The sequence below is a fragment of the Streptomyces sp. H27-H1 genome, assembly GCF_026627445.1.
Lineage (GTDB): Bacteria > Actinomycetota > Actinomycetes > Streptomycetales > Streptomycetaceae > Streptomyces.
Genome location: NZ_JAPNLJ010000003.1, coordinates 273,953 through 289,565, shown reverse-complemented (window position 1 = coordinate 289,565; position 15,613 = coordinate 273,953). Strand labels below are relative to the sequence as shown.

Here is a 15,613-nt window from a genome sequence, read left to right as displayed (position 1 = left end):
GCACAAACGCGAGAGGAAGCATTCTGCGCGTACCGCCAGGGGACAGGGGCGGCGCGCCGGAGGATTCTGTGCAGTCCGACCAGTACATGACCTCCCGTCAGGAGACGTCGTATGGCGCGCAGTACCCGTTCGCCCCGCACCCGAATCCGCACCCGAATCCGCGCGCGCACCCTGCTCGCCAGGGCCGCTCTCCCGCTGGCCCTCGTCCTCGGCGCGGCCGTCCCTGCCCACGCCGGCGCCGACGGCCTCGCGAGAGGGGGGATCAACGACTTCTCCTGCCGGCCGAGCGCCGCGCACCCCGAGCCCGTGGTGCTGCTGCACGGCACTTTCGCGACCTGGTACGAGGACCTCAACTTCCTCCAGGCCGACCTCGCCGCCCGCGGCTACTGCACCTTCGCCCTGACCTACGGCGCCTACGACGGCTTCCCACTGGCCGGCGGCCTCAAGCCGGTGGCCGTCTCCAACCTGGAGATCAAGGAGTACGTGGCCAAGGTGCGCGGCGCGACCGGCGCCGCCCAGGTCTCGGTCGTCGGCCACTCCGAGGGCGGGCTCCAGGCCCTCTACCTCGCCAAGATGCAGGGCATCCAGCCGCACATCAAGGCGGTCGTGGCCATCGCTCCGCCGACCCACGGGACGAACGCAGCCGGCCTCCTGGACCTGGGCGACAAGCTGCTCGGGCGGGAGACCATGGAGAAGATCGTGACCACCATCGGCATCCCCGTGCTCGCCGACGAGGTTCCCGGTGGGCCTGCGATCCAGGCGCTGAACGACGGTCCGGTGGCCCAGCCGGGGATCTCATACACCATCATCACCTCGCGCTACGACGAGCTCGTGACCCCCACCGAGACGGCGTTCGTCCGCGAACCGGGGGTCAAGAACCAGTACGTGCAGGACTATTGCCCCTTCGACCCGGTGGGTCACATCGGCGAGGCCTACGACCTCAACGTCTGGCACATGGTCCGCAACGCCCTCGACCCGAGCCGCGCCACCCCGATCCTGGTGTGCGCGGTCGGATCTCCCGGCTGAGGGGTGTCCCGGTAAATGATCTCCGGGCTGCTGTGGGCAGGGCAGCCGCGGAGGATCGCACCAGTCACTCAGAGGTCGTCGGGCCGGGGCGGCCCGCTCCGTCAGCGAGCCGCCCCGCCTCAGCGAAACTCGTGGACCACCTGGATCTCGCCGACGATGTGAGCGTTGAACTCGCCCAGCTCCTCGGCCGGTACCTCTCGCCATTTGCTCGGGGGACGGCCGGCCGGTGCGCAGCAGTTCATCGGACCAGACAAGCGCGAGGTCGCCTATGAGGATGGCGGCGCCCTCCCCGAAACGTTCTGCGCCGACCGCGGCGTCGGGGTGTCCGGCCAGGGCTGCGGGCCGTCGCCGCTCGTAGTCGCGGGCCTGGGCCCGGTGCACGGTCGGCTGTCCGCGGCGGGTCTCGGAGCGGTCCATCACGTCGTCGTGTATGAGCGCGAAGGCGTGGAAGAGTTCCAGCGAAGCGGCAAGGCAGTATGCGGTGGCAGGGTTGCCGGCGGCTCCGGCTGCGTGCCACCCGACCAAGGACAGGACCGGGCGGATGCGTTTCCCGCCGGCCGCCATGAACTCCTGGAGCGGCTGGGCCAGGTTCGGCAGACGGCCCCCGCCCGTAGAGGAAATCGCCTTTGCGGCCAGGAACTCGTACAGGACCCGCTCGGCCGACTCCTTGAAGTGTTGGAGGTCCAGGACGGGATGCGCCGCCGGACCGGCCCCGGACTCCGCCCCGCTCTTCGGGTGCGGGCCGGCCGCAGGAGCCTGGTTCATCGGACCCGGCTCGGCAGTCATGGAGCCCTCCTACGGAAATTGATCTTGAGCAGGGCTCACGGTATCCACCGCGCACCCTCCAGGAGGGACTTCCGCGAGAAGGGACTCGGGGACTCACCACCGCGACCGGAGACCCGCACTGCCTCCGGCGCTTGCGGGGAGTTAGGGCAGCGGCGCGCCGCGGGCCGTGAGCCACAGGGAGTACCACTCCTCGTGGCTGAGGTCCGGGGTGCGCAGCGCGGCGTCGCGGCAGGCCCGGATGCGCTCGGGACGGCCGGTGCCGATGACGGGTGCGATCCGGGCCGGGTGGCGTTGCAGCCACCACAGCAGGATCGTTTCCGGTGTCGTGTCCTTCGCCTTGGCCAGGGCGCGCAGGTGCTCGGCGGTCGCGTGTTCGGCCGCGCTCGACTCCCGTCCGGTGAAGCGGCCTTGGGCCAGCGCGCCGTAGGCCTGGAGGCGGACTCCGTTCACCGTGCAGTACTCGACGGTGCCGGCCGGGAATCCGACGCCGGCCGCGGCCGGCGTGTTCACGAGGACTCCGTCCTCGAGCCAGTCCCGGCGGTCCAGGCTCATTTCCAGCTGGTTGGCGACGAGCGGGACTTCGAGGTGGCGTTGCAGGTTGGCGCATTGGGCGGCGTTCATGTTGGAGACGCCGAACTCCTTTACCAGGCCCTGGCGGTGCAGTGAGGTCAGCGCCTCGGCGATGTCCGCGGGGTCGGCGAGGGGGTCGGGCCGGTGCAGGAGCAGGACGTCGATGGAGTCGGTGCGCAGCCGCGTGAGGCTCTCCTCGACGTGGCGGATGATGGTCGCGCCCCGCAGGTCGTAGATGCCGGGGCGGTCGCCTTCGGCGAGCCGGATGCCGCACTTGGTCTGCAGCGTGACGCGCTCGCGCAGGCCAGGGGTGCGGGCGAGCACCTCGCCGAAGACGGCTTCCGCCTTTCCGTGCCGGTAGATGTCGGCGTGGTCGAACATCGTGATGCCGCTGTCGAGGGCGGCCTCGATCGCCGCTTCGGCCTCGTCGATGTCCTCGGCCCGGTACGGACCTGGCTCCCAGCTGCCGCCGAGAGCCATACAGCCGTAGATCAGCCGGGTGTCGGCTGTTACTTGTGGGGTGATAGCCATGGCGGTCACCCTATGAGGCGGAGGCCTTCCACAGCACCTGGTCACCGGCCAGGATCACCAGTTCTCCGGCGGGCCGCAGCAGCAGGCGCGCGCCGGGGTGGCCGGTGGTTCCGCTCGACCAGGCGGGGCGGCCGTCGGATGTGCGCACGAGCAGTTCGCCGTCCTGGGTGAGGACGGCGTCGTGGCCGGAGCCGCCCGTGTCGGTGTGCCACGGACGGCGTCCCTCGGCGTCGAGCAGTGCGAGGTCGCCGGTGCCGTCGAGGGACAGCCGGAACTTTCCCGCGTCGAGGACGTCGCCGGGGCGCAGTACGGAACCGGTGTGGAACTCGATGGAGTCGTCGAGTTGCCCCTTGACCAGGGCGCGCAGGACGGGGAGGGAGAGGCTGAAGGCGTACACGGAGCCCTCGGTGCGCACGAACCGGCCGAAGTGGAGGGTGTTGGCCCGGCTGCCGGTGCCGTCCGCCGAGGGGGTTTCGAAGGCGATGGGCGAATCGGGGCCGACTACCGGGTCGGAGCCGGTGCGGGGGTTGCGGCCGGCCGGGAAGTCCGGTTCGTTCAGCCATTTGCGCATCACGAGCTCGAACTGCCCTACCAGGTCCGACTGGTGGCAGACGAAGACCAGTCCGCGCGAGGCCTCCGGACCGTGGTCCCCGCCCAGTTCTGGCTTGTAGACCGGGCCGTAGGGGATTCCGCGCCGCATCAGGCGCCGCGTGTCGAGGTCCCCCTGGGCCACGGGGGGACGACCCGGGGTGAGGACGAGGCCGCCGCGCGGGTTCCCCTTGCGGATGTGGGCGAACAGCGGCATCTGCCAGCCCTGCGGGTCCTGGCTGTAGTCGAGCTCGGCGTCGGGGTGCTCGCCCGGCTCCGGCAGTCGTTCCGCCGCGGGGCAGAGCGAGACCGGCATGCCGCCCGGCCAACGGCCCATCAGGCGGGCTCCGAGCCACTCCCGGCCGGCGTCGGCGGGCGCGGCGCCGGCGCGCTGGAGTTCGGCGAGGCGCAGGGCGACCTGCGTCCACCAGCCGGGCACGTCCTGTGCGAGGCGGCGTACCACCTGGAAGGCGCCGCCGGTGGCCCAGGCGGGCAGCCCCGTGGGGCGCCGGCCCGCCCGCTCGGCGCCGATGACGAACTCCCCGGCGGGGATCAGCCGGTTTCCGGGCTTGCCGAGCACGCTGGTGGCATCGGCCGGGTCGGGCTCGTCGAAGCCGCGTACGCCGGGCTGGCTGATGCAGTCGAGGAATCCGAAGTGCTCATGCCCGCGCAGCTCGCCGGGAAGCGTGGCCCCGTCCTGACGGAACAGGACCGTCATACCGGCCTTGCCCGCGCCCGCGCCGTGTTCGGCGACGGCGGTGGCGAGGCGCTCGGGCTGGTCGGCGGCGAGCGTGAGGACCGCGTGCACCGCGCGCCCGGGCTCTTCGGCGCCGAACAGCCAGGACGGCGGGGCGCTGGTGCCGGTGTCACCGAGCTGCTGCGCGCGGGCGGCGCAGCCCTGGGTGAAGGCCTCGGCGCTGGAGCCGGGCGGGGCGGCGGGGAAGGGCTCCTTGCCGGCGAACAGGCGCAGCCCCGGATGGGTCAGGCCGAGCCCGGTCCACAGGGTGGCCATGGAGTCGGGGTCGATGCCGCCGCTGCGGCGGCGGGCCCTGCTGAAGGCCCGGTTGAAGCGGGCCACTTCCTCGGTCGTGGAGATCGAGGGCAGCAGCCGGGTCAGCCAGCCGCGGGCCTTCTCGGCGTTGCTGAAGTGGAGGAAGAGGAAGCAGACGTGGTCCTTGCGGAACCCGGCGAGGATGTCGCCCTGCGACTGGCGGTCGGTGCGCAGCGGGAGGGGATCTGGGTCGGCGTCCCGCCGCACGGGTTCCGTCCCCGGGCGTGCTGCCGGGCCGGCCGGGGCCTCGGCGGCCCAGGCCGTGGGTACGAGGCCTGCGGTGACACCGGCGGCGGCGAGGGCCGCTGCCTGGACCACGGTCCTGCGGGCGGGTCCGGTGCGGGGGCAGCCCGGGGGTTGCGACGGGGCGAGGGCCATCGGCTTGCTCCAAGTGGCGGAGGGGAACGGGGGGCGGGGAACGGCCGGGTTCAGCGCAGCGGCGCGGCGGGCATTCCGGCGTCGAACTTGATCCGCTGGGCGGTGCCGGGCACGCCCTTGGAGAAGAAGGAGGAGGAAGCGCATGGGGGGCCGGGCGTCGCAGCGGCCGCGGTCGGCGGGGCCCGCAGAGTATGGCCCGGCCCTCGTTCTGCTTGACACGCAGTTCGACGTGGCGCCGGCTGGTGTCGACCGCTCGCGTGGCCGTCCTGGATGCCGGTCCGGTCAGGTGCCGTGTGCGGTCACGAACGCCATCTGGCGCAACGCCTCGCGGACAGCGGCGGTCCCGACCTGCATGCGTGAGGCGTAGGTGTAGGCGTAGCTGCGGCTGCGGCTGCGGCTGCGGCTGTGGATGTGGCTGTGGCTGTGGATGTGGATGAACTGGAGGACCAGCCGGACGCCCTAACCGCAGACACCGCAGATGCCACCGACAGCGGCGATACCGAAGGCCCCGGCCTCGGCATCCGCGGCATCCTGGGCCACTCACGGTCGATGACCCTGTGCGCGTACTTCCCGCAGCGGCCGCGCACCTCGTCCTTGGCCGACTCCGGCATCGGCATCCGCATCCGCATCCACATCCGGTCGGCGGCGAGGCAGCGGTATATCAGCGCCCCGGATTCGGCACGGATGAGGGCGGCGCACAAGACGGAGAGAACGGCGGCGACAGCCATGGGGCCGGGTACTCCTCCGTGCGGGGGCCGACTGGCAGCACACGCTGCCGGTGATCAACACACTCGGTGATCAACGCCGTGCGCGCGCGCCGGGGCCCCCGATGGGGTGAGCGGCGCTGTCGGGCCGTCACCCGTACGCACCAGAACCGGGTCTGGTGCCCCGTCCGGGCGGCCCGGTCAGCCCTCGGGGAGCAGCGCCCGCCGGTAGGTCACACCGGGGCAGCCGTCCAGGACGGTCTCCCCCACCACCGTGAACCCGGTCCGCTCCAGCACTGCCGCCGATGCCGGGTTGTCCAGGGCGACGGATGCGGTGAGGACGCTGAGCCCGTAGTCCGTGGCGGCGAGCCGGCAGACTTCACGGACGGCGCCCGTGGCCGCGCCGCGGCCCGCTGCCCGTTCGCCGATCCGGTATCCGAGGTCGGCGGCGCCGTCCGCCACATCCACCAGGTTGACGCGTCCGATGAGCTCTCCGGCGGTGTCCATCACGAGGTGGAAGTGGATCGCGCCCGTGTCCTGTTCGGCGAGCAGTGCGCGGTGGCGGTCGGCGAAATCCGCGAAGTACGCGTCACCGCGGTCCGGCACGGAGCGGGCGAAGTACGACCGGTTCTCCCGCTCGAAGGCCAGCAGGGCATCTCCGTGATCGGCCCGCAGGCGTTCGAGTCGCAGCATGCCGGGCAGGATATACGGGCTGCTCGGACGGGCGCCCGTGAGTTTTCTGGGCAGCTGCCGGGGACCTAGTGCTGTGGCTCCGGGTGCCTCGGCCGGTGGAGGAGATGTGCGAGCGTGTGACGGCCAGGTCCTGTCCGGGGCGGCACGGGCAAGGGGGCGCGGAATGAAGGCAGGAACAGTCACCGAGGGCATCACTGCGGCCGTGATCGTGACGGCGGGCCTGTGCGGCTGTACGACCGGCGCCTCCGTGGGTAAGAACCCGGCGGACTCGGCGCAGACGCTGGTCGAGACCCTCACGAAGGCCTCCGACAAGGCCTCCGAGGCGGGCTCGGCCGAGGTCAGGATGCGCGTGACGATGCCCGGCACGGGTGGCAAGCCGGTCCGGATGAACGGCGTCTACTCCTGGGGCAAAGGCCTCGCGATGGAGGCCGAGACGCCGGCCGCGGACCTGCGGATGGAGGACCTGGCCGCCGACGGCACGATCACGTACCGGCTCGTCCAGGGGGCGTACTACTACGGCATCGATCCGGCGCCGAGCGGCCCCTTCGCGGGCAAGAGCTGGCTGAAGGTCGAGGCCTCGGCCGTGCTCGGCGAGCAGGGCGCCGCCGGGATGAACGCGGGCAACAGCGATCCGACAGCCGGGCTGAAGTCGCTCAAGTGGGCCGGCAACGTCACCGAGGTCGGCCGGGAAGACGTCAACGGCAAGAGCTCGGTCCACTACCGCGCCACGATTCCGCTGGACAAACTGGGTGATTCCAGGGGGGTGTTCGGCGCGGTGGGCGACGGCGGCGCGACCGAACTCGTCTCGGACATCTGGGTCGACGACAAGGGGATGCCCTCGCGGCTCGACCAGACCTACGGGGATGTCGGCGTCGACGTGGACTTCCTGTCCTTCGGCGTCGCGAAGGACATCGCCGCCCCGCCGGCCGCCGATACGGCCGACCTCACCGAGTTCATCAAGAACGGCGGCGTGGTGCGGAGCTGACGCGCGCGGCGGTCCGCCCGGTTCATACGCTGGGCTCCGCACGCACCTCCCCCACGCGCCACCGCGCAGAAACGAAGGGCGACCCATGGATGCCGAGACGGCCGACGCCACCGACGATTACGGCATCCCGGTCGTCTCCGGCCCCACCGACGCCGCCCGGCGAAAGCTCCGGGAGATCTCCGACGCGGCCGCCGTGGAGTTCCTCGCCGAGGGGTACTCGGCCGTGTCGATGGACGCGATCACCAGCCGCTCCGGCGTCTCCAAGGCGACGGTCTACAAGCATTTCGGGACCAAGCAGCGGCTGTTCCTCGCCGTGATCGGCGGCATCGTGCGCCAGACCTGCGCCGACCTCGGACCGTACGACTCCACCGTGGCCGGCGCCTTCGCGGAAGCCTCCGATCCGCGCGCCTCCCTGATCCTCCTCACCAGGGGCCGGGCCGAGTTCATGCTGCGCCCCGACGTCATGGCGCTGCGCCGTCTGGTGATCGGCGAGAGCGAGCGTTTCCCGCAGCTCGGCCGGCTCTGGTACGAGGCCACGTACGGCATGACCGACGGTCCCCTCGTCGAGACCCTCACCGAACTCGGCCGGCTCGGGAAGCTCGTCGTCCCGGACCCCGTGCTCGCCGGCCTGCAGCTCGTCGCCGTCACCGTCGGCGTTCCGCTGCTGGAGCACACCTTCGCACCCGGCACGGAGGTCGACCCGGCGGAGCTGACCCGCGTCGTCACCTCGGGCGTCGACCTCTTCCTGGCCCGCTATGCCGCTCCGTAGCCGAGTCGCCGCGGGGCGCGCGGGTCACCAGTCCTGTGAGAGTCCGTACAGCTCGGCGAAGGTGCCGGTCTCGATGACCCGGCCCTTGTCCAGGACGATGATCCGGTCGGCCAGCCGGCAGTTCTCCATCCGGTGGGTGACGATCATGGTGATCCGGTCCTCCTTCATCTCCCGGAGGCCGGTGAAGATCTGGTGCTCGCCGCGGGCGTCCATCGCCGAGGTGGGCTCGTCCATGATCAGCAGTCGGGGCTTGCGGTGGAAGGCGCGGGCGCACGCCAGGCGCTGCCACTGGCCCCCGGAGGGTTCGTGGCCGCCCCAAAGGGAGCGGGCCAGGAGCGTGTCGAGGGCGCGCGGGTAGTCCTGGACCACCTCGCGCATGCCGACCGCGTCGAGCGCCTCCCACACCGCGTCCTCACCGCGCGGGTCGGGCTGGCCGAGGGTGATGTTGTCGCGGGTCGTGAACGGCCAGTGGGCGTAGGACTGGGCGACCAGCCCGACGTGGGTCCACAGGGTCCGCTGGTCGTGGTCACGGGTCGGGGTGCCGTCCCAGTACGCCTCTCCGTCGCTCGGGACCGTGAGGCCGGTCAACAGGCGGATGAGGGTGGACTTCCCGGCGCCGTTCTCGCCGACGACGGCGACGATCTCGCCGCGGGAGAGGGACAGGCTGACCGGGCCGAGGGCCGGGGTGTCCTTGCCCGGGTAGGTGTACGAGGCGTTCTCCAGGCTGACCTTCTCCGGCGGCTCGGCGTCGACTCCGCCCCGGGTGACGGCCAGTTCGCGGGCGCGGTCCAGGAAGATGCGGTAGTCCTCCAGGTAGAGGGCGTGCTGGAACATCGCGGCGCCGTAGACCACCAGGCTGGACAGGGCGGAGGCCGAGGTCCGCATGGCGACGATCGCGGTCCCCGCCGCCGCCAGGGCCATGGAGCCGGCGAGGACCAGCGCGCCGAGCGCGGCCCAGGTCCCGAGCTGGAAGAGGCCGCCGAGGGCCGCGGCGAGGAGCGAGACCCGCAGGTGGCGGGGGGCGGATCCGACGAGTTTGGTGTCGATGCGGGAACAGACCGCCGCGTACCAGGCGTGCGCGTGGGGGCGCATGGAATTGCAGCGCAGCTCGTCGCCGAGCTTGTGGGTGGTGAGGAACCAGCGCATCATCCCGCGGATGTTGCGGGAGGCGACCGTCTCGTTGTGGAGGGCGTAGTCGAGGCGGGCGGTGATGACGGCCCCCACGCCGCGCGGCACCACGGAGAGCAGGAGCAGCGGCATCAGCACGGGATGGACGACGGCGAGGACCCCGGCCACCGCCACGAGGTTGACCAGGCCGTTGGTGAAGGCCATCGCGTCCCTGACGAGCATGGAGGAGCGGGCCGCGCCGATCTCCGCGGCCTCCGAGCGGTCGGAGAACCCGGGCTCGTCGTAGGCGGAGACCTCCACGTCCATGTGGGCGTCGACCATCTCCAGGTCGGCCGTGGTGGCCAGCCGCGGGGTGAGGCGCCGGGCCGCGCTCCCGGCGGCGATCTCGGCCGTCGTTCCGGCTCCGGCCGCGACGGCGGCGACGGCCAGCGGCCAGGCGGCGGCCGCGAGGCGCTCGTTCGCGCCACCGCCGGTCAGGAGTGGGCCCATCGCTTCGGCGACGGCCCCGAGGGAGACGGCCGTACAGACCCCGGCGAGGACCTGGCCCGCCAGCAGCCAGGTCGCGGAGACGGGGTCGATCCGCCAGGCCATCCGGGCGGTCTGCGCGAGCGCGGCGGGCAGCCGCGCGGCCATCTCGCGGAGCGACAGGTGCTCCATGGCCTCGTTGTGCGCGCCCCCGGTGAACGTGAACTCGGGTGGGCCGGCGGACTCCGGATCGCGTGGTGCAGCCGGTTTCGCCTGTGTGCGTGCCGTCTTCTCAGCCACGTGCGGCTCCTTCACGTCGTCGTCGAACAGAGGCGGTTCCCGCCGGGCGGCCCCGCTCCGCGGCATGGCGGAGCGGGGCCGCGATGCGCCCCGGGGAACCGTTGAGTGAGGGAGTACATCCGAGCGCGGAGCCCGGAGTAACGAGAACCGGCCTTCGTGACGGAGCGCCGGGAACGGGCGCGCGAGACACCGGGGCCCGGGGCTCCGGAGCCGGCCCGGAGGTCAGAACGGCCTGATCCCGCCGGAGCGCGGGGGCAAAGCCTTGCACTCCCCCGGCTCACGCCGGGAGGCCCGCCTGGTGGGGGCACTGACAGCTCATCGGCGGGGCCGCGGAGGGGCCGGCAGGTGGGGCGGGAGGGGGTTCGGGAGGCGGGGCGGGAGGGGCGTCGGGAGGGCGCGCGGACGGGGCTCCGCAGGCAGGGGCGCGGGTGGCTCGGAGCGAGGTCGCCAGGGCGCCGGGAGGCCCCGAAGGGCAGCGCGCCTCGCGGGGCCCTGGGTGGCTCCGCAGGCCGCCGCCGGAGGGGGCCGTTCGCCAACAGGGTGAAGTTCGTGGGGATTTCTTCCCGCGGGCGTCCGCCGCGCGGTGGGCCGTCACCGTGCGCCTGCAGACTGCTGGCGGCGGGCAGGAGCCCGGCCGCCCGGGGAAGCGGGAGCGCTGATGGAGGAGTTCGGGCGGCGCCGGTTCCTGGCACGGGCCGCGGGGGCTGCGGGGGCTGCGGGGGCCGCCGGGGCGTTCGGGGTCAAGGCGCTCACCGGTACCGCGACGGCTGCCACCGGCGCGGCGGGCGACGCCGCGAGCGCCGCCGGTTACGTGGACGTACAGCTGCTGCACATCACCGACCTGCACGGCTACCTCTCCGCTCCCCCTGCCCGGGACTCCCTCCTCACGGGCGCGGGCGGCCGTACGTACGCCGTCGGCGGGGTCGCCTTCATGGCGACCCATCTGGCACGGCTGCGGGCCGGCCGGGCCAACTCCTTCTTCTTCGCACCAGGTGACCTCTTCTCCGGCTGGGAGTTCCCCGCCTTCACCCTCGCCGACGAGCCGACCATCGAGGCCCTGAACCGGCTCGGTCTGGACTTCGCGACCGCCGGAAACCACGAGTTCGACCGCACGCCCGGCTTCCTGCGCGGGCACATGGAGCAGGGGACCCCCTACGAGGGGGCAGGGCTGACCAACGCGTTCCCGGACTCGGGCGGCGCCCTCTTCCACGGCGCCGACTTCCGCTACTACAGCGCCAACGCCGTGTCCACGACGAGCGGGGAGACGGTTCTCCCCCCGTACAACATCGAGTGGGTGGACGCGCCCGGCGGGCGGCGGCTGCCCATCGGGTTCATCCATCTGACCGTCGTCGGCACCGAGTCCTTCGGGAACTCCTACCAGCCCGGCCTCGCCACCCTCGACCAGCTGGCCCGCGCCAACCTCTGCGCCGCCCGGCTCAAGGCGCTCGGGGTGGGCGCCATCGTCCTCAGCATGCACGACGGGGCCGTGGCGGGCAGCGACTTCGACTCCGGCAGCGAACCGAGCGGTCCGGCGTACGAGCTGGCGCTGCGCGTGTCCCCGGACATCGACGCGATCGTGACCGGCCACTGGCACTGCGCGTTCAACATGATGCTCCCGGATCCCCGCGGGCGGCCGAGGCCCTTCGTCGAGGCCGGCTGCCACGGGCAGATCATCGGCGAGATCACCCTGCGGCTCGACCCCGACACCGGTACGGTCGTCCGCGCGCTCACCAGCTCCGTCAACCACCCCAACACCCGTGACGTCGAAGCCGACCCGGTACTCAAGGAGGTCGTCGACCACTGGACCGGCTACGCGCAGCGGCACGGGGCGGGCGTCATCGGACGCCAGCGCGCCTCCTTCCGCCGCCGGCTCTCCCCGGCCGGGGAGTCCACCATGGGCAACCTCGTCGCCGACTGGGCACTGTGGGCCGCGGGGCAGCCGCCCGATTCCTTCGACACCAGCCCCCGCCCCGGCCGGTCCGGTGCGGATCTGGCGCTCATCGCGATCGCCCCGCGCTTCGGCCGCAGCGTGGTCAACACCGACCTCCTCGCCGGTCCCGCCCTGGACGACCCGGTCACCTTCGAGCGGGCCTGGCGGGCCGTCGGCTACGGATGCCCGCTGGTCAGCGCCGAGGTGAGCGGGCGCCGGCTCCACGAGGCACTGGAGCAGCAGTGGGCGCTGGACGCCTCCGGCGTGCTGACGTACGCGCCGCTCGCGGTGTCGGACAACGTCCGGTACTCCTTCGACGCGGCGCGGCCCGTCGGGGACCGGGTGGCGCCGGGCGACGTGCTCATCGACGGCGCCCCGCTGCGGCCGGAGGGCGTGTACCGGGTGGTGACCACCTCGTACACGCTCACCGGGCAGGACGGCTACCCGGCCCTCGGCGACTACCGGGAGCCGGCCCGCCACCGGCGGGACACGGACAGCTTCCCGGCGTACGTATCGGCCCTCGGCACCCTGGAGGCCGTCTCCACGGGCCGGGTCGGCGTCAAGGCCGCGCTGTTCCTGGACCCGGGCCGGGAGGGGGTGCTGGTGACCCCGCCCGATCCGGTACCGGGGCTGCCGGCGCCCGTCGCGGCCGAGGAGGAGGCCGCCCGGGACGCGGGGCGCCGGCCGGTCTGCTGACCCGGCGGCGTCAGGGGGCGAGCGGGAGCGTGGCGACCAGCCGGGCGCCCTTCGGGGAGTCCCGGACGGCGAGCGTGCCGCCGAGGCGCAGGGCGATGTCGCGGGCGATGGCCAGGCCCAGTCCGGTGCCGCCCTCGTCGCGGGCGCGGGCGTCGTCGAGCCGGGTGAAGCGCTCGAAGACCCGTTCGCGGTCGGCGGGCGCGATGCCCGCTCCGTCGTCGGCCACCTCCAGGACGGCCTCTCCCCGGTCCCCGTCCACGCGAAGGACGAGGGTGACCCGCTGCTCCGCGTGGCGGCCGGCGTTGTCCAGCAGGTTGGTGACCAGCCGTGTCAGCCAGCTGGTGCTGCCGCGGACCGCGATCCCGGGTGCGATGTCCGCGTGTACGGGGACGCGTGCGCCCCGGCGCGTACGGGCCGCTTCCCGGACCAGCTCCGTGAGGTCGACGGCGGTGGCCGGCGGCGGCTCCGAGGTGTCGAGGCGGGCCAGCAGGAGCAGGTCGGCCGCGAGGTCCTGGAGCCGTACGGTGTCCTCCAGCGCCCCGCTGACCAGCTCGCCCCACAGCTCGGGATCCGGGTGGGCCTGCGCGACCTCCAACTGCGTGCGGAGGACCGTGATCGGGCTGCGCAGTTCGTGCGAGGCGTCCGCGATGAAGCGGCGCTGGCGGATGCCGGCGGCCTCCAGCCGGTCCAGGGTGGCGTTCATGGTGACGGCGAGGCGGGCCACCTCGTCGCGGGTGGGCGGCACGGGCACCCGGCGGTGCAGTTCGCGGTCGCCGATCTCGGCGACCTCGGCGCGGATCGCCTCGACGGGGCGCAGGGCCCAGCCGGTGACCCGCCAGGTGATCATGGCGACGACCAGGACGAGCAGGGGGACCACGACGGCCAGCACGGCCATGATGGTCTCGTCGGCGGTGTCCGCGTCCCTGAGCGAGGTCCCGGCGTAGACGGTGACCAGGCCGCTCGCGGTGACGGTGGTGACCTGGACCACGCGCTGACGGTGTTCCTGGCGGACCCTCCCGCCCTTCCAGGTGTCGCGGACCGTGCCGGGTGCGACGGGAGGCTCGGGGACGAGGGCGGGGCGGCCGCTGAGGTTGGGGCTGGCCGCGAGGACGCGGCCCTGCGCGTCGACGACCTGGATGAAGTCCGTCCCGCGACCCGGGGGCGGTACGGGGCCCAGCCGGCCCGTGGCCGCGAGCGCGGCGACCTGGACGGCCTGCCGTTCGGCATCGGCCTGGGCGCTCATGGTCAGGTTGGTCTCCAGGGCCCCGAGCAGGGCGAAGGAGGCCACGCCGAGGGCCAGGGCCACCACCGCGGACGCGCCGAGGGTGGCCTGGGCCCGGACGGACCTCGGACGGAGCCGGGCGGCGGCCCGGCGCAGCCGGTACGCGAACTCGCGCGGCAGGGCGGAACCGGCCGGAGCCCCGCGAGGGCGGTCCGGGTTCTCGTAGGGGCGGTCCGGGTTCTCGTAAGGCTCAGCCACCGTCGGCCGCCAGCCGGTAGCCGGCGCCCCGGACGGTCTCCACCGCGGCCCGGCCGAAGGGGGCGTCTATCTTCCGGCGCAGGGCGCTGACATGGACCTCGACGACGTTGAGGTCGCCCTCGTAGGCGGCGTCCCAGACGTGGTCGAGGATGTCCCGCTTGGGTACGACTTCTCCGGCCCGGCGCGCCAGGTGCACCAGGACGGCGAACTCGCGTGCGGTCAGCCGGGCTTCGACGCCGCCGCGCGTACAACGCTGCCGGGCCGGGTCGACGAGGAGGTCGCCGAACTCCATGACCTGCGGGCTGCGGCGGCCGGTGCGCCGGATCAGGGCGCGCAGGCGGGCCACGAGGACCACGTAGGAGAAGGGCTTGGAGAGGAAGTCGTCGGCTCCGGTGTCCAGGGCCTCGGCCTCGTCGTACTCGCCGTCCTTGGCGGTGAGCATGAGGATGCCGGACTCGCAGCCGGCCGCGCGCAGCCGGGCGCACACCCGGTAGCCGTTGAGGCCGGGCAGCATGATGTCGAGCACGATGGCGTCGTAGTCGTGCTCGCCGGCCATCCACAGGCCTTGCGGGCCGTCGTGTGCCGTGTCCACCGTGAAGCCCTCGGCCCGCAGACCGCGTTGCAGGGCGGCGGCAAGCCGCCGCTCGTCCTCGACCACCAGTACGCGCATGGGGCAAGGTTCTCAGGTCGCGTCGCCGGCTTGCTGAAGGGTTCTTCAGCTCGCTTCAGCGGAGCTTCAGCATCCTGCTCGCAGGATCGGCCGAGCCGGGTGCGTCGCCCGGAGAACGCGAGGAGCATCCAGATGACTCAGTCCAGTCCGCAGCCGCCCGAGTACCCCCCGGCCGTTCCCTCCTCCGACGAGGGCGACTCCACCGTCAAGGCGACGGGACGCGGCTCCGGCCGGGCCCGCTTCACCCGCGTCACGCGGTTCGCCCGTGAGGGCCGGGGGCGCTGGGTGGCGCTCGGGCTCGTGGTGGTGGCGAGCGCGGGCGCGGGAGCCGTGGTGGGAGCCGTGGCCGACCACGAGCACGACGTGCGCCGTACGCGCGCGGAGCGGGTGTGGGACCGGTTCGACGTCGAGCGGCACGGCGAGGGCATGATGACGGCTCCGCTGCCCGCGCGCCCCGGGAAGGCCGGCGAGCCCGGCACGAGAGGTCAGAAGGGTGAGCGGGGCGTCTTCCCGCCCGGCGGATCCGAGCGCCCCGAGGCGCCCGACGGCGAGGAGGGGACCGTCGTGGACCGCCCCGACCGGGCCCCCGTCCCGCTGCCCGCACTGCCGGCGGCCCAGGCCCTGGAGAAGGCGGAGGCCGCCGTGCCCGGCGGCAAGGCCGAAGCACTGCGCGTGATCGCCCAGGAGGGCGGCGGGAGCGCCTGGCGCGTGGTGGTCCTCGGCTCCGACGGGGTCCGGCACGTCGTGACCCTGTCCGGCACCGACGGCACGGTCACCGGCAACACGGTCGCGGGGAAGGGCGCCGGGGCGTCCCGCTGAGCGGGTGCGGGTGCGTGTCCGGTGTCCCGTAACGCCGCTTCGGT

The 15,613-nt window shown here is 73.2% G+C and carries 12 protein-coding genes and 1 pseudogene; 5 read left to right on the top strand and 8 right to left on the bottom strand.

Translation table 11 applies throughout. From position 1 onward, the window contains the following. Positions 1–111 precede the first annotated feature (111 nt). On the top strand, positions 112–1,026 hold the full coding sequence (locus OTB20_RS04730; protein ID WP_267815329.1) for an esterase/lipase family protein: 915 nt from the start codon (positions 112–114) through the stop codon (positions 1,024–1,026). A 119-nt stretch (positions 1,027–1,145) separates the two neighbouring features. On the opposite strand, the gene OTB20_RS04725 is transcribed toward OTB20_RS04730, so the two are convergent. From OTB20_RS04725 to OTB20_RS04705, 5 genes and pseudogenes are all read right to left on the bottom strand, one after another. Further along, a complete protein-coding gene (locus OTB20_RS04725) occupies positions 1,146–1,268 on the bottom strand; it encodes a hypothetical protein (RefSeq protein ID WP_267815375.1) in 123 nt (40 codons plus the stop codon). A gap of 49 nt (positions 1,269–1,317) precedes the next feature. Then, a pseudogene (locus OTB20_RS04720) lies at positions 1,318–1,590 on the bottom strand (polyprenyl synthetase family protein); the annotation flags it as partial. A 363-nt stretch (positions 1,591–1,953) separates the two neighbouring features. Further along, complete coding sequence (locus OTB20_RS04715; RefSeq protein WP_267815328.1) at positions 1,954–2,913, bottom strand: aldo/keto reductase; 960 nt, start codon at positions 2,911–2,913, stop codon at positions 1,954–1,956. Between the two features lie 10 nt (positions 2,914–2,923). After that, positions 2,924–4,930: a peroxidase gene (locus OTB20_RS04710; protein ID WP_267815327.1), complete on the bottom strand. Its 2,007-nt coding sequence runs from the start codon at positions 4,928–4,930 to the stop codon at positions 2,924–2,926. A 905-nt stretch (positions 4,931–5,835) separates the two neighbouring features. After that, complete coding sequence (locus OTB20_RS04705; RefSeq protein ID WP_267815326.1) at positions 5,836–6,327, bottom strand: GNAT family N-acetyltransferase; 492 nt, start codon at positions 6,325–6,327, stop codon at positions 5,836–5,838. Positions 6,328–6,490: 163 nt separating this feature from the next. Between OTB20_RS04705 and OTB20_RS04700 the strand changes: the two genes are divergently transcribed. Both OTB20_RS04700 and OTB20_RS04695 read left to right on the top strand, forming a co-directional pair. Then, complete coding sequence (locus tag OTB20_RS04700; protein WP_267815325.1) at positions 6,491–7,312, top strand: hypothetical protein; 822 nt, start codon at positions 6,491–6,493, stop codon at positions 7,310–7,312. 85 nt (positions 7,313–7,397) lie between these two features. Continuing rightward, positions 7,398–8,081, top strand: coding sequence for a TetR/AcrR family transcriptional regulator (locus OTB20_RS04695; protein ID WP_267815324.1), 684 nt, complete (start codon positions 7,398–7,400; stop codon positions 8,079–8,081). A gap of 24 nt (positions 8,082–8,105) precedes the next feature. On the opposite strand, the gene OTB20_RS04690 is transcribed toward OTB20_RS04695, so the two are convergent. Beyond that, positions 8,106–9,974, bottom strand: coding sequence for an ABC transporter ATP-binding protein (locus OTB20_RS04690; protein ID WP_267815323.1), 1,869 nt, complete (start codon positions 9,972–9,974; stop codon positions 8,106–8,108). A 658-nt stretch (positions 9,975–10,632) separates the two neighbouring features. Here OTB20_RS04690 and OTB20_RS04685 point away from each other — a divergent pair. Further along, on the top strand, positions 10,633–12,600 hold the full coding sequence (locus tag OTB20_RS04685) for a bifunctional metallophosphatase/5'-nucleotidase (protein ID WP_267815322.1): 1,968 nt from the start codon (positions 10,633–10,635) through the stop codon (positions 12,598–12,600). A 10-nt stretch (positions 12,601–12,610) separates the two neighbouring features. Here OTB20_RS04685 and OTB20_RS04680 read toward each other — a convergent pair whose 3' ends face one another. Beyond that, a complete protein-coding gene (locus tag OTB20_RS04680) occupies positions 12,611–14,080 on the bottom strand; it encodes a HAMP domain-containing sensor histidine kinase (protein ID WP_324290333.1) in 1,470 nt (489 codons plus the stop codon). Further along, on the bottom strand, positions 14,073–14,750 hold the full coding sequence (locus OTB20_RS04675; protein ID WP_267815321.1) for a response regulator transcription factor: 678 nt from the start codon (positions 14,748–14,750) through the stop codon (positions 14,073–14,075). The genes OTB20_RS04680 and OTB20_RS04675 overlap by 8 nt, the downstream gene beginning before the upstream one ends. A gap of 132 nt (positions 14,751–14,882) precedes the next feature. Here OTB20_RS04675 and OTB20_RS04670 point away from each other — a divergent pair, with 132 nt between their 5' ends. Further along, positions 14,883–15,569, top strand: a complete 687-nt coding sequence (locus OTB20_RS04670; RefSeq protein WP_267815320.1) for a PepSY domain-containing protein — start codon at positions 14,883–14,885, stop codon at positions 15,567–15,569. The last annotated feature ends 44 nt before the right edge of the window (positions 15,570–15,613 follow it).